Annotated in this window: 11 protein-coding genes and 1 pseudogene; 7 read left to right on the forward strand and 5 right to left on the reverse strand. The window is 67.3% G+C overall.

Annotated elements, in window-relative coordinates; all coding sequences use genetic code 11:
• Positions 1–366 precede the first annotated feature (366 nt).
• From AB0M65_RS34990 to AB0M65_RS35005, 4 genes are all read right to left on the reverse strand, one after another.
• Entirely contained in the window at positions 367–1575 is a 1209-nt protein-coding gene (locus AB0M65_RS34990; RefSeq protein ID WP_364037704.1) for an acyl-CoA dehydrogenase family protein, read from the reverse strand.
• Positions 1576–1592: 17 nt separating this feature from the next.
• Positions 1593–2888 (reverse strand): acyl-CoA dehydrogenase family protein, encoded by a 1296-nt coding sequence (locus AB0M65_RS34995; protein WP_364037734.1) that lies wholly within the window; start codon positions 2886–2888, stop codon positions 1593–1595.
• A 110-nt stretch (positions 2889–2998) separates the two neighbouring features.
• Positions 2999–4210 carry a low temperature requirement protein A gene (locus AB0M65_RS35000; RefSeq protein ID WP_364037707.1) on the reverse strand — a complete coding sequence of 404 codons (1212 nt, stop codon included), beginning with the start codon at positions 4208–4210 and terminating at the stop codon, positions 2999–3001.
• A 38-nt stretch (positions 4211–4248) separates the two neighbouring features.
• Positions 4249–5439 (reverse strand): helix-turn-helix domain-containing protein, encoded by a 1191-nt coding sequence (locus AB0M65_RS35005; RefSeq protein WP_364037710.1) that lies wholly within the window; start codon positions 5437–5439, stop codon positions 4249–4251.
• A 156-nt stretch (positions 5440–5595) separates the two neighbouring features.
• Between AB0M65_RS35005 and AB0M65_RS35010 the strand changes: the two genes are divergently transcribed.
• Both AB0M65_RS35010 and AB0M65_RS35015 read left to right on the forward strand, forming a co-directional pair.
• On the forward strand, positions 5596–6807 hold the full coding sequence (locus AB0M65_RS35010; RefSeq protein WP_364037713.1) for an acetyl-CoA C-acetyltransferase: 1212 nt from the start codon (positions 5596–5598) through the stop codon (positions 6805–6807).
• 10 nt (positions 6808–6817) lie between these two features.
• Positions 6818–8989 (forward strand): 3-hydroxyacyl-CoA dehydrogenase NAD-binding domain-containing protein, encoded by a 2172-nt coding sequence (locus AB0M65_RS35015; RefSeq protein ID WP_364037716.1) that lies wholly within the window; start codon positions 6818–6820, stop codon positions 8987–8989.
• 21 nt (positions 8990–9010) lie between these two features.
• Here AB0M65_RS35015 and AB0M65_RS35020 read toward each other — a convergent pair whose 3' ends face one another.
• The gene (locus AB0M65_RS35020; RefSeq protein WP_364037719.1) at positions 9011–9388 is read right to left on the reverse strand and encodes a hypothetical protein; all 378 of its coding nucleotides are present in this window, start codon (positions 9386–9388) and stop codon (positions 9011–9013) included.
• A gap of 169 nt (positions 9389–9557) precedes the next feature.
• Between AB0M65_RS35020 and AB0M65_RS35025 the strand changes: the two genes are divergently transcribed.
• The 5 genes and pseudogenes from AB0M65_RS35025 to AB0M65_RS35045 all read left to right on the forward strand — a co-directional run bounded on the left by AB0M65_RS35025 (position 9558) and on the right by AB0M65_RS35045 (position 13791).
• On the forward strand, positions 9558–10115 hold the full coding sequence (locus AB0M65_RS35025) for a helix-turn-helix domain-containing protein (RefSeq protein WP_364037722.1): 558 nt from the start codon (positions 9558–9560) through the stop codon (positions 10113–10115).
• On the forward strand, positions 10108–10995 hold the full coding sequence (locus tag AB0M65_RS35030) for an SRPBCC family protein (RefSeq protein WP_364037725.1): 888 nt from the start codon (positions 10108–10110) through the stop codon (positions 10993–10995). The genes AB0M65_RS35025 and AB0M65_RS35030 overlap by 8 nt, the downstream gene beginning before the upstream one ends.
• 9 nt (positions 10996–11004) lie before the next feature.
• A pseudogene (locus AB0M65_RS35035) lies at positions 11005–11756 on the forward strand (SDR family oxidoreductase).
• Between the two features lie 73 nt (positions 11757–11829).
• Positions 11830–12303: a DUF3761 domain-containing protein gene (locus AB0M65_RS35040; RefSeq protein WP_364037728.1), complete on the forward strand. Its 474-nt coding sequence runs from the start codon at positions 11830–11832 to the stop codon at positions 12301–12303.
• Positions 12304–12366: 63 nt separating this feature from the next.
• Positions 12367–13791 carry an MFS transporter gene (locus AB0M65_RS35045; RefSeq protein ID WP_364037731.1) on the forward strand — a complete coding sequence of 475 codons (1425 nt, stop codon included), beginning with the start codon at positions 12367–12369 and terminating at the stop codon, positions 13789–13791.
• The last annotated feature ends 156 nt before the right edge of the window (positions 13792–13947 follow it).

A 13947-nucleotide genomic window follows, 5' to 3' on the forward strand; every position in this document is an offset into this window, starting at 1 on the left:
ACGCCACAACGCCCGCGACTTCACCCGACCACTAACACTACTCGGAATCACCCACTGACCAGCCACAACGACTTTGCCGGGGCCCTGGCGCCTAGGTACAGGAAGGGGGCCTTCATGTACTTGGGTCGCGCGTGAAGGCCCCCTTCCCTCGGCTCAGCCGAGGGAAGGAGTCCTTCACGCGCAACCGCTGCACCTGGGGCCACAGCGGAGATCCTGAATGTAGTGAAGGGCTCTTGCTACCTTCAGGGTAGGCAAGGAGTCCTTCACGGACCTGACCCGCGATCAGCCGCAGCCAAATCCAGTAGGTACCTAAGACACTCTTGGCTCCTACCCGAATCGCCACTCACGACCCAACCGACACCTCGCCTACTTGAGCTCCGCTGACGTCTTCCCCAAAATCCGCCGTGCCACGATAAGCTGCTGGATCTGCTGTGTGCCCTCGAAAATGTCCAGGATCTTCGCGTCCCGGCTCCACTTCTCCAGCAGCGATTCCTCGGTGTAGCCCAAGGTTCCGGCCAGTTCGACGCATTTGAGCGTGATCTCGACGACCGAGCGGCCCGCCTTCGCCTTGGCCATCGAGGCCTGCAGCGAGTTCGGCTTGCGGTTGTCGGCCATCCACGCCGATTCCATGGTCAGCAGGTACGCCGATTCGTAATCGGCTTCGAGTTGCAGGAAGGTCGCCGCGGCCGCGTGCTGGCTGTGCACCGGCTTGTCGTAGTCGATGACCACACCGGCGTCGGTGAGGATCTTCCTGGTCTCCTCCAGCGCGGCGCGTGCGACGCCGATGGCCATGGCAGCGACCAGCGGGCGGGTGTTGTCGAAGGTCTGCATGACCCCGGCGAAACCCTTGGCGGTGTCGATTTCCGGCGTGCCGAGGAGGTTCTCCTTGGGCACGCGGACGTTTTCGAAGCGCAGCACGGCGGTGTCGGAGGCGCGGATGCCGAGTTTGTGCTCGACGCGCACGACCTCGAAGCCGGGTGTGCCCTTCTCGACGACGAACGACTTGATCGCCGCGCGGCCCTTCGTCTTGTCCAGGGTGGCCCAGACGACGACGGCGTCGGCGCGCTCGCCGGCGGTGACGAAGATCTTCTCACCGTTGATCACGTACTCGTCGCCGTCGAGGCGTGCGGTGGCGGTGATCGCGGCGGAATCCGAGCCGCAGTCCGGTTCGGTGATAGCCATCGCGGCCCACAGCCCGGAGAACTTCTTGAGCTGTTCGTCCGTGGCGACCGAGCCGATGGCGGCGTTGCCGAGCCCCTGCCGCGGCATCGACAGCAGCAGACCGACGTCACCCCAGCACATCTCGATCGTGCCGAGCACGATGTTGAGGTTGGCACCGTTGCGGTTGCCCGGCTTCTCGTTCTTCTCCGACCGGCGGACGCCCGCCGCACCCGCGCCGCCCTCGCCGGAGGAGTTCAGCCCGTCCAGCAGCGCGGCGAACATGTCCAGTTCGGCCGGGTAGGTGTGCTCGGCACGGTCGTACTTGCGTGAGATCGGCCGGAACACCTCGGCCGCGGCCTGGTACGCCTGGTTGATCAGGGTGCCGGCCTTCTTCGGAACCTCAAGGTTGATCATGATTGCCTTTCGAAAGCCTAAAGGAGGACGGCGCCTTCCATCACACCGATCGCGCGGAGGTCGCGGTACCAGCGTTCGACGGGGTGTTCCTTGACGAAGCCGTGCCCGCCGAGCAGTTGCACGCCGGCGCTGCCGATCTGCATTCCTTTGTCGGCGGCCAGTTTCCGGGCCAGCGCGACCTCGCGGGCGTACGGCTTGCCTTGTTCGGCGCGGGCGGCGGCGCGCAGCGTGACCAGCCGCAGGCCCTCCAGTTCGATGGCGATGTCGGCCACCGAGAACGCGACGGCCTGCCGGTGGCTCACCGGTTCACCGAACGCCTTGCGCTCGTTGACGTAAGGCACCACGTAGTCGAGGACGGCCTTCGCGGTACCGGCGGCCAATGCCGCCCAGCCGAGCCGCGAGAGCCGGACGACCTCGGTGAAGACCTCCGCCTTGCCACCGCCGAGCAGTGCTCCGGCCGGTAGCGTGACTTTCTCCAGGTGCAGCTTGCCGGTGGCCGCGCCGCGCAGACCCATCGCGGGCTCGGACTCGATGGTGACTCCGGCGTTGGACGACTCCACGAGGAACAGCGCGGGACCCCGGCCATCCAGATCGGCCGAAACGATGAACAGTTCGGCGTCCGCCGCGCGGGGGACCAGCGACTTCACGCCGTCGAGCTGGTAGCCCTTCGGCGTGCGGCGGGCTTTGGTGGCAAGCTTGAACGGGTCGAACAACGCCGTCCGCTCCTGCAGCGCGAGTGCCGCGGCCGGGACGTTCTCGCCGACGAACGCGGGCAGGTAGTCCGCCTGCTGCTGCTCGTCGCCGTAGGACACCAGCGCCGTGCTGACCGCGGACGGTGCGAGCACCGCGACCGCCAGGCCGAGGTCGCCGTGCGCGAGGGCCTCGGCGACCAGCGCGTTCGTGACGACCGAACGTTCGGTGCCGACGCCACCCAGCTCCTCGGGGATGCCGACCAGCGAGATGCCGAGTTCGGCGGCACGGCTCAGCAGGCCTTCGGGCGCGCTGAGCTTCGCGTCGGCGTCGGCCGCCGCGGGCCGCAGCTGCTCGGCCGCGAACTCCGTCACGGTCTCGACGATGAGCTGCTGATCCTCACTCGGGGTGAGGTCGAACAGGCCCGTGTCCTCCGGCGGCGTGAGCCGCGCGGGCTTGCCGAGCTTCTGCGCGGACTTGAACGTCCTGCCTGCCGCCCCGGCGACCCGGAAACCACTCCGCGTCCCGGCGCTGACCAGGTTCTGCACGGGCTTCCGCAGTCCGGCCCGTTCAATGACCTTGCTCCCGGCCAGCCGGGTGAGCGCGGACAGGCCGAAGCCCATCGCGTCTCGTTTCCTAGGCGCACCCACGGTGAGTCTCCCTGCCTCGCGTACCTACTCGTCAGTAGGTTAACTCCCCTTGGGCGGATGCGCTACCAGGGGGGAGGCGAACGTCACGCTCGTGAGTGATTTGGGTCGTTAGAACGACCCAAATCACTCACGAGCTTGCGCCTCTCGAACGTCACCAGCCCCACCGCCGCGGCCGCCACGATGCCGACGAGGGCAATCGCCGGGACCAGTTCCAGCAACGGCGTCGCGGCCAGCAGGACCACCGCGAGCACCAGCCGCCGCACGTTCCACGAGCCCAGGTTCCGGCGCCGCAGCCCGCTCAGCGCGATCAGATACAGCGCGAGCCCGCCGGTGAGTGCCCAGATCGGCGTCCCGTGCAGGCCGTCGGACAGGCTGTGGTGTCCGGTGTCGGACACGTACAGCAGCGACTTCTTCAGCCCCAGCGCCACGAGCACGATGCCGGCGATCAGCGGAAGGTGCAGGAACGTGTAGGTGTCCGTCCCGATCCGCACCCGTTCCACGCCGTCCGCGTGCTTCAGGTTGTGCTCGGACACGTGCGCGACGACGGCGAAGTACATCCACCACATCGCGGAAGCCAGCATGAGCCCGAAGACGGCGGCCAGCGTGATCGGCCAGGACATCGGATACGAGGTGATCCCGATGCCGATCGCCACGATCGACTCACCCAGCGCGATGATCACGATCAGCCCGAAGCGTTCGGAGAAGTGGCCGGGCTGGTGCAGCCGCCAGTCCGAGGAGCGCGTCCGGAAGACGTTGACGTAGTCGGCCAGCAACGCGACGGCCCAGATACCGAGCTGCACCCAGCCGGAGAAGAACGCCGCGACGGTCAGCAGCGCGACACTCGGCAGCAGGCCGGCGAACATCCTCAGGATCACCTTGCGCAGCTCCGGGTCCGTCTGTGCGGCACCGAAGTACGCGACCAGATGCAGCAGTCGCACGAGGAAGTAGCAGCCGACGAACATCAGCGGCGCGTACAACCCGCCCGGGAGATCGGTGAACGCCTCCGGGATGGTCAGCGAGACCAGGAACATCGTCCCCATCGCGGCGAACATTGCCAGCTGCGCGATGCCGCGGTCGACGTGCAGGGTGTTGGCCAGCCAGGCGTAGCCGCACCAGCACCACCACAGCACGGCGATGATGGCCACCCCCTGCCCGATGCCGAGCGGGCTGAGGTGATCGGCCATCAGCTGTGTGGTCTGGGTGATGGCGTAGACGAAGACGAGGTCGAAGAAGAGCTCCAGCGGGGAGACCTTGTGGTCTTCGTCCCGGGTCACCAGATGCAGAGGCACGCGCACATCGTGCTCTTCACTCCTTGGCGGTACACGCGAGTTTGCTAAGAGCTGACTTTCAGGACGGCGTGCATCAGCGTCGTCAGCTCCGCCTCGATGTTCGGACGCCCGTTAACCCGGCGGGTGCGCGCGAGGTCGTTCGCGATGGTCAGCGCCGCGTGCACGGTGATCTTCACTTCGCGCAGGCTCAGTTCCGGACGGACGTCGGAAGCCAGCGCGATCCAGCGCGCGACGTAGTCCCGCTGGACCCGGAGCAGGTCCGCCTTGTCGCGTTCCGGTAACTCCATGGGACTGCCGGAGAAGGACACCAGCAACTCGGGCGTGTGCAGCAGGGTGTGCACGTAGGACGCCGCCAGCCTGCGCAACGCGTCGCGTTCGTCGTCGGTCCGCAGGGCGCGTTCCGCGGCGGTGGCCAGCCGGTCCGCCGCGCGGTGCCCGATCGCCACCATCAGCGCGGCCTTGCTGGGGAAGTGCCGGTACACGCTGGGTCCGGCGATCCCGGCCGCCGCGCCGATCTCCTCCATACTCACCGCGCGGAATCCGCGCCGCCCGAACAGCCCGGTCGCGGCGGCGAGGAGCTGTTCGCGCCGGGACGGCTCGCCGAGCGCGATCGACGGCGTCTCGGGGGATGGCTCGGCTGGCTCGGGAAGTGTGACATGCAGCACCGACTCGGCCAGCTGCACGAGGATCTGCGCGAAGCGTTTCTTCGCCACGGATGTGTGGTGCACGGACACACTGCCGAAGACGCTCAGCCCCGCCCAGCAGAGCAATTCGGCGTCGCCCGCGGTCAGTTCGGGACGCAGGGAGAGCAGCGCCTTCGTCCACGCCGCGAGCACCGCGCCGGACCGGCGGCGGATCTCCCGTCGGCCCTCCTGAGGCAGATGTCTGCCCTCCCAACGCCACAACGCGGCGACCTCCCGCCGCTCGACGGCTTGCGCGGCGAGCGTCCCGAGCAGGGCGTCGACCTGGGCGGGGACCGGGATGTCGACGGCGGCGAGCGTCTCGGTGGTGGCCGTCTCCATGTCGTCGATGCCGGATAGGACGACGTAGGACAGCACCGCCTGCTTGTCCGCGAAATGCCGGTACAGCGCCGGCCCGGTGATCCCGGCCGCGGCGGCGATGTCGTTGATCCCGACCCCGTGGAACCCGCGGGCACGGAAGAGCTCCGCGGCGAGGCCTGCCAGTTGGGCCTTGCGGTCGCGCGGTCGGGCTGAACGCTCGGTCGGGTGATCCATAGGTGAACCCACGATAGCGCCGGTTGCGTGGATCGCAACCCATTGACACCATGGGGTTATCGCGGTTTATGTTAATCAGCATTAGCATGACTACTGGCCGGTACGATCCGGCTGTGTTCATCCTTGATACAGCGCCGTACGCGGAGGAGTTTTTCTGTGAGTAGCGAGGCCTACATCTACGAGGCGATCCGTACGCCTCGCGGCAAGAACAAGGGCGGTGCCCTCCACGGCACCAAGCCGGTCGATCTCGTGGTCGGCCTCATCGAGGAACTGAAGGTCCGGTACCCGAACCTCGACCCCGCCGTGATCGACGACGTCGTCCTCGGCGTGGTGTCCCCGGTCGGCGAGCAGGGCGCCGTGATCGCGCGCACCGCCGCGCTGAACGCCGGCCTGCCCCAGTCGGTGGCGGGTGTACAGCTGAACCGCTTCTGCGCCTCCGGCCTCGAAGCCACCAACACCGCCGCGCAGAAGGTGCGCTCCGGCTGGGACCAGCTGATCATCGCCGGCGGCGTCGAGTCGATGTCGCGGGTGCCGATGGGCTCCGACGGCGGCGCGCTGTTCATGGACCCCGCCACCGCCTACGACAACTACATCGTCCCGCAGGGCACCGGCGCCGACCTGATCGCGACCATCGAGGGCTTCTCCCGCGAGGACGTCGACGCGTGGGCCGTCCGCTCCCAGGAGAAGGCCGAAGCGGCCTGGTCCGGCGGCTACTTCGCGAAGTCCGTCGTCCCGGTGAAGGACATCAACGGCGTCACGATCCTGGACCACGACGAGCACCGCCGCCCCGGCAGCACCGTGGAGGGCCTCGGCAAGCTCAAGCCCGCCTTCGAGACCATCGGTGAGCTGGGCGGCTTCGACGCCGTCGCGCTGCAGAAGTACCACTCGGTCGAGAAGATCAACCACGTCCACACCGGCGGCAACTCGTCCGGCATCGTCGACGGCGCCGCCGTGGTCCTGGTCGGCAACGAGCAGATCGGCAAGGACTTCGGCCTGACCCCGCGCGCCCGCATCGTGGCGACCGCGACCGTCGGTTCCGAGCCCACGATCATGCTCACCGGCCCGACCCCGGCCACCGAAAAGGTTCTCAAGATCGCCGGTCTCACCCCGGACGACATCGACCTGTGGGAGCTGAACGAGGCCTTCGCCTCGGTCGTCCTCAAGTGGATCAAGGACCTGCACCTCGACGAGGAGAAGGTCAACGTCAACGGCGGCGCCATCGCGATGGGGCACCCGCTGGGTGCCACCGGCGCGATGCTGGTCGGCACCGTCGTCGACGAGCTGGAACGTCGTCAGGCGCGCCGCGCCCTGGTCACCCTGTGCATCGGCGGCGGCATGGGCGTCGCGACCATCATCGAGCGGGTCTGAGGAAGAGACAATGACTGAAGCGAAGACCATCCGCTGGGAGCAGGACGCCGACGGCATCGTCGTGCTGACCCTGGACGACCCGAAGCAGTCCGCCAACACGATGAACACCGACTTCCGCGAGTCGCTCGGCGTGATCGTGGATCGCCTGGAGGCGGAGAAGGACAGCATCACCGGTGTCGTCCTCACCTCGGCCAAGAAGACCTTCTTCGCCGGTGGTGACCTCAACGACCTGATCAAGGCCAAGCCGGAGAACGCGGCCGAGATCACCGAGAGCAGCGCCCTGATGAAGGGCCAGATGCGACGGCTCGAGCAGCTGGGCAAGCCGGTCGTGGCCGCCATCAACGGCGCCGCGCTCGGCGGCGGCCTCGAACTCGCGCTCGCGACGCACCATCGCATCGCGGCCGACGTCAAGGGCAGCCAGATCGGCCTCCCCGAGGTCACCCTCGGCCTGCTCCCCGGCGGCGGTGGCGTCGTCCGCACCGTCCGCCTGCTGGGCATCCAGAGCGCGCTGCTGAACGTCCTGCTGCAGGGCCAGCGGCACCGCCCGGCCAAGGCGAAGGAGCTCGGCCTCGTGCACGAGCTCGTCGGCACCGTCGAGGAACTGGTCCCGGCCGCGAAGGCGTGGATCAAGGCCAACCCCGAGGCCGGTGTGCAGCCGTGGGACGTCAAGGGCTACAAGATCCCGGGCGGCACCCCGTCGAACCCGAGCTTCGCGGCGAACCTGCCCGCGTTCCCGGCGAACCTGCGCAAGCAGATCAAGGGCGCGAACATGCCCGCCCCGCGTGCGATCCTGGCCGCGGCGATCGAGGGCTCGCAGGTCGACTTCGACACCGCGATCACCGTCGAGACCCGCTACTTCATCAGCCTCGCCACCGGCCAGGTCTCGAAGAACATGACGAAGGCGTTCTTCTTCGACCTGCAGAGCATCAACTCCGGCGGCTCGCGTCCGGACGGCTTCGAGAAGTTCACCGCCAAGAAGGTCGGCGTCGTCGGCGCGGGCATGATGGGCGCCGCGATCGCGTACGTCTCGGCGAAGGCCGGTATCGACGTCGTGCTCAAGGACGTCACCCTCGAAGGCGCCGAAAAGGGCAAGGGTTACGCGGCCAAGATCGAGGCGAAGGCACTCTCCCGCGGCAAGACCACGCAGGAGAAGTCCGACGCGCTGCTCGCCAAGATCAAGCCGACCGACAAGGCGGAGGACTTCGCCGGCGTCGACTTCGTGATCGAGGCCGTCTTCGAGAGCGTCGAGCTGAAGCACAAGGTGTTCCAGGAGATCGAGGGCTTCGTCAACCCCGACGCCGTGCTCGGCTCCAACACCTCCACGCTGCCGATCACCTCGCTCGCCGAGGGCGTTCAGCGGACAGAGGACTTCATCGGGATCCACTTCTTCTCGCCGGTGGACAAGATGCCGCTGGTCGAGATCATCTGCGGTGAGAAGACGTCGCCCGCCACGCTGGCGAAGGTCTTCGACTACACGCTGCAGATCAAGAAGACCCCGATCGTCGTCAACGACAGCCGCGGCTTCTTCACTTCGCGTGTCATCGGCACTTTCATCAACGAAGCCGTCGCCGCGCTGGGCGAGGGTGTCGAGCCCGCCTCGATCGAGCAGGCCGGTTCGCAGGCCGGGTACCCGGCCCCGCCGCTGCAGCTGATGGACGAGCTGACCCTGACGCTGCCGCGCAAGATCCGCAAGGAGACGCGTGAGGCGATCGAGGCGGCCGGTGGCACCTGGGCGCCGCACGCTTCCGAGGCCGTCATCGACACGATGCTCGACGAGTACGACCGCAAGGGCCGTTCCACCGGCTCGGGCTTCTACGACTACGACGAAGCGGGCAAGCGGACCGGTCTCTGGCCGGGACTGCGCGACGCGTTCAAGTCGGGCAGTGCCGAGGTTCCCTTCGAGGACCTCAAGGAGCGCATGTTGTTCGCCGAGGCGCTCGAGACCGTGAAGTGCTTCGACGAAGGTGTGCTGACCACCATCGCCGACGCCAACATCGGCTCGATCTTCGGTATCGGCTTCCCGGCGTGGACCGGTGGCGTCATCCAGTACATCAACCAGTACCAGGGTGGCCTGCAGGGCTTCGTCGACCGCGCTCGTGAGCTCGCGGAGCGCTACGGCGACCACTTCACCCCACCCGCTTCGCTGGTCGAGAAGGCCGCGAAGGGCGAGATCTACGAATAACCCCGTGCCATGAACGGCCCGTTACTTGCAAAATTCGCAAGTAACGGGCCGTTCGTGGCATCCGGGGACTAACGAACGAAGGGTTCCAGTGCCACGTGGGGCAGCCGCCAGGACGGCCACCGCGAGCCCCCGAGCCGAACTGCGGTCGAAGTTCAGCAGGAAGGCGCCGAACACCAGGATCACCGCCGCCGTGAACACCCCGGCGGTGGTGGTCAGCCCTTCGCGGGCGTCGCTCTTTCTCGTGCATCCGTGACACCAGGAACACCTGGTAGTCCATGGAAAGCCGAACATCTCTCTCGCGAGGATCATCACCGGCGCGAGGGCTTCGATCGGTCCTGACTGTGCCGCGAACGGGCTGTCGCCGAACACCGCCGTCATGACGCCGACGACTACCAGCACGGACAGCGGCAACCGGTCGCCGACGGCGTCCGCGAAGGCCTGGCGGGTGGTCGACGTCTCGGGGTTCGTTCCTCAGGAAAGCCACCACATGAGAGTAGCGCGATCCGGCGTGATTGACAAAACCGATTTTTACGTTCAAACTTATTTTTGTGATCGAGGGTGTGACGCTGTGAAAGATGTGGAGTACCTGGAGCGGCTGGATCAGGCGGAGGCGTTGCTGAAGCCGCAGCGGGTGGACGTCCTGCGGCAATTGGCGGAGCCGCGGTCCTGTACCGAGGTGGCGACGGCGCTGGGGCAGACGCCGCAACGGGTCTACTACCACGTGAAACGCCTGGTGGAAGCCGGTCTCGTGACGCAGGTGTCGGAACGCAGGGTGCGCGGCATCAGTGAGGGTGTGTACCAGGCGAGCGCGCGTTCGTACTGGTTGTCGCCGGGACTGGTCGGCCGGATCGGCCCGCGGGCGGTGCGGGACGAACTGAGCCTTGGGTACCTGGTGGACCTCATGGAGGAGGTCCAGGCCGACATCGCCGCGCTCGACCGGGCCGCACCGGAACTGCCGTCGATCGGCGTCTCCGGTGAGATCCGGGTGGAACCGGAGCGGCGCCAGGAGTTCCTCGACGAAGTGAAGACGACTTTGCAAGACCTGTTCACGCGCTACGGCGGAGCGGAAGGCGATGCCTTCAAACTCGCCGTGGCCTGCTACCCGAAGGGAGAACCCCGTGGCTGAGCCACAGAAGTTCCGGATCCGCGTGCGCGCGCCGATCCACGAGGTCTGGCACGCGCTGACCGATGCCGGGTCCATGCGGATCTGGCTCTCCGAGCACGCCGTGGCCGACTTGCCGCGCCGGTACGAGTTCTGGGGCCGCTACACGCCGGCGGGTGACGCGCCGTCCCAGAAGTTGCTGACGGCCGAAGACAACGTCCTGAAGTACGCCTGGAAGATCGGAGGCACCGAAACCGTCGTCGAATTCAAGCTGGTGGAGGACGGGGAAGGGACGGTGATCGACTTCAGCCAGACCGGCCTGCCGGATTTCGAGGCGCTGCTCGCGGACCCCGATTCGCCGCTCGGCATGGTGCACACGTTCTGGGCGCTGTCGGTCTCGAACCTCGTCGACCACGTCGAGGGCCGTCCGATCACCGCCCGGTGCGATCTCACTTCCCCGCTGATGCGTGAGGAAGTACGGATTGACGCGCCGCGAGGGGAGGTCTACGCCTCGATCGCCGATCCCGCGGTGTTCACCCGCTGGTTCGGTGCGCGGATCGAGGCCGAGCCTCACGTCGGCGGTCGCTGGGCGATGGGCTCGCTGGAGATGGATCCGAGGCCGGCGAAGATCGTCGACCTGATACCGGACGGCAAGATGGCGCTCGCCTACGAGGACGGCATCGTCGCCACCTGGGAGCTCGAAGATTCCGGCGGTGGCACGAAACTCACGTTCGTCCAAAGTGGATTCTCCGACGAGAAGCCGCCGTACGGCTCGTGGATGGGCTGGCTCAGCGGCCTGGCGGAACTGCGACGCTTCCACGAGATCGACACCTGGAGCCCGATGTGGGTCGACGTCTATCTGGAAGGGACACCCGAAGGCCTCGTCACACTCGACGGGAAGTAGGCGGATCCGATGTTGCTCGAAGGCAGGAACGCGATCGTCTACGGAGCGGCGGGCGGAATCGGGAGCGCGGTGTCCCGCGGGTTCGCCAGGGAGGGTGCGACAGTGCACCTTACCGGCCGCACGCTGAAGAAGCTCGACGCCTTGGCCGAGGGAATCCGTTCAGCGGGTGGAAAAGCCGAGACCGCGGAGTTCGACGCGCTCGACGAAACGGCCATCGACGAGCATGCCGCCGCCGTGGCCGCTTCGGCAGGCAGTGTCGACATCTCGATGAACGTGATCACGCACAACGACGTCCAGGGCACCCCTCTGGTCGAGATGTCGTTGGCGGACCTCGAAAGCCCGGTCCGGACAGCGGTGCGGACAAACTTCCTGACCGCGCGGGCGGCGGCCCGGCAGATGATCGGGCAGGGCTCCGGGTGATCCTGATGTTCGGCGGTGACGGCGATCCGTTGCCGGGCTACCACCTCGGCGGACTGCAGGTCGCGTTCAGCGCGATGGAGGCGTTGCGGCGCGGGCTGGCCTGCGAACTCGGCCCGGCCGGGATCCGCGTCGTGACCCTGCGCACCGGCGGGATCCCGGAGACGATTCCCGCGGGTGCCGGACTCGACGACGCCATACGCGACATGGCCGAGTCCACGATGCTCAAACGGACGGCGACACTGGAGGATGTCGCCCGCGTCGCCGCCTTCGCGGCGTCGGATCACGCACGCAGTATGACGGCGACGGCACTGAACATCAGTTGCGGCACGATGGTCGACTGACCCTCCTTTCAGCTGTAACACCGGCGAACGATCTCCCGACTACGCGGCACTACACGTGCCGAGGGAGTCCGTTATGCCGAAGAACGCACTGAAGCTGGGTATGGCACTGGCGATCGGTCTCCTGGTCGCCGGAGGCTGCGGCGTCGAGACCGAGCCGACAAGCCGGGTCACGCCGCAAAGCAGTACGGCTCAAACGTCGTCGATACCGACCAGCAGCTGGGCCCCGCCCACAACCACACCCCAACAGCTCGTCGCGCCGACCACGGCTCCGGTCGAGTCGCCGACGGCGGTCAAGGTGCCCGCGCCGGTCGAGACGCCAAAGCCGACACCACGCCCGAAAGCGACGAGTGTGGCCAAAGCGCCGAATCCCGTGGACTGCGGCGGCGATTACTACCGCAACACCGATGGCAACTGCGTCCACCGGCCGGCGACCGGCCCAGGCGCGTCCAATGGAGCAACAGCCCTGTGCAAGGACGGTTCCTATAGCTACAGCCAGAATCGCCGCGGCACCTGTTCAGGGCACGGTGGGGTGCGCAGCTGGCTGTGATCCCGTCGGTCAACCGTTCACTTGAGAGGATGGTGCTGTGTAAGGTCGGATCATGGGACGCGCATGGTGAAACCGGTCGGCCGGGCACCTTCGCCCCGGGTCTTCGTCGTCGTGCTCGCCACCTGCGGTCTGGTGGCCTCGTTCATGCAGACGCTCGTCGTCCCGCTGATCCCGGCGTTTCCCCGCCTGCTCAACGCTTCCCCCGCCGACGCGTCGTGGGTGGTCACGGTGACCCTGGTCGCCGGAGCCGTGGTGATGCCGGTGAGCGGCAGGCTCGGCGACCTCTACGGTAAACGCAGGTTGTTGCTCATCAGCCTGGGTTTCCTGGTCGCCGGTTCGGTCGTCTCCGCGCTGACCAGTTCGCTCGCGCTGATGGTCGTCGGCCGTGGCCTGCAGGGCTGCGCGATGGGTGCGATCCCGCTGGGAATCAGCATCATGCGTGACGAACTCCCGCCCGAACGCGTCGGTGCCGCGATCTCGGTGATGAGCTCGACGCTCGGCGTCGGCGGCGCGATCGGGCTGCCGGTGTCGGCGCTCGTCGCGCAGAACGCAGACTGGCACGTCCTCTTCTGGGCGTCGGCGGGGCTCGGGCTGGTCTGCGGCCTGCTGATCCTGTTCGTCGTGCCGGAGTCGCCGGTGAAGACACCCGCGCCGTTCGACTACCTCGGCGCCCTGGGGCTGACGGCCGGGTTGGTCTGCCTGCTGTTGCCGATCGTCAAGGGTGGCGAATGGGGCTGGGGCAGCGGCCGCACACTCGGGTTCGCGGGTGCCGCGGTGGCAATCCTGCTGATCTGGGGCGCGTACCAACTGCGCCGCCGCGATCCGCTGGTGGACCTGCGGGTCTCCGCGCGACGTCCGGTGCTGTTCACGAACCTCGCGTCGATCATGATCGGTTTCGCGCTGTACTCGATGGCACTGTCGTTCCCGCAGTTGCTGCAGGCACCCGCGTCGACCGGCTACGGCCTCGGCCTGACGATGGTGCAGGCCGGGCTCTGCCTGGCACCGAACGGGCTGGTCATGTTCATGCTGTCGCCGGTGTCGGCCCGCCTGATCACCCGCTACGGCCCGCGCGCGACGCTGATGACCGGTGCCGTCGTCATCTCGGCCGGATACCTGTTCGCGACCCTGTTGATGGACAACGCCTTCGAGCTGATCACCGCGTCGATCATCATCGGCGGCGGGGTCGGTATCGCCTACGCGGCGATGCCCGCCCTGATCATGGGCTCGGTCCCGGTCAGCGAAACCGCGTCCGCGAACGGCCTGAACTCGCTGATGCGGTCCGTCGGGACGGCGACCTCCAGCGCGGTCATGGCGACCATGCTCGCGTCGCTGGCGATCTCCGTCGGCGGGGTTTCGGTCCCGTCCGCGGACGGTTTCCGGATGAGCTTCATCGTCGCCGCCGGTGCCGCGCTGCTGGGACTCGTCCTGACCGCGATCGTCCCGGTGAGGCAGCGGGAAAAAGAACTCGTGAGTGATCCGGCTCGTTAGCCAACAGCGTCAAGACCCCTCCGACCCAGTACATGAAGGCCCCCTTCCTTGCGCCTAGCGCCAGGGCCCCGGCAAAGTCGGTTGTGGCTGGTTGGTGGTCAGAGTCCGAGTAGTTGTAGTGGTCGGGTGTGGTCGCGGGCGTTGTGGCGTAGTCCG

Origin of the sequence: Amycolatopsis sp. NPDC051071, from assembly GCF_040682875.1 — a bacterium.
Classification (GTDB): Bacteria; Actinomycetota; Actinomycetes; order Mycobacteriales; family Pseudonocardiaceae; genus Amycolatopsis.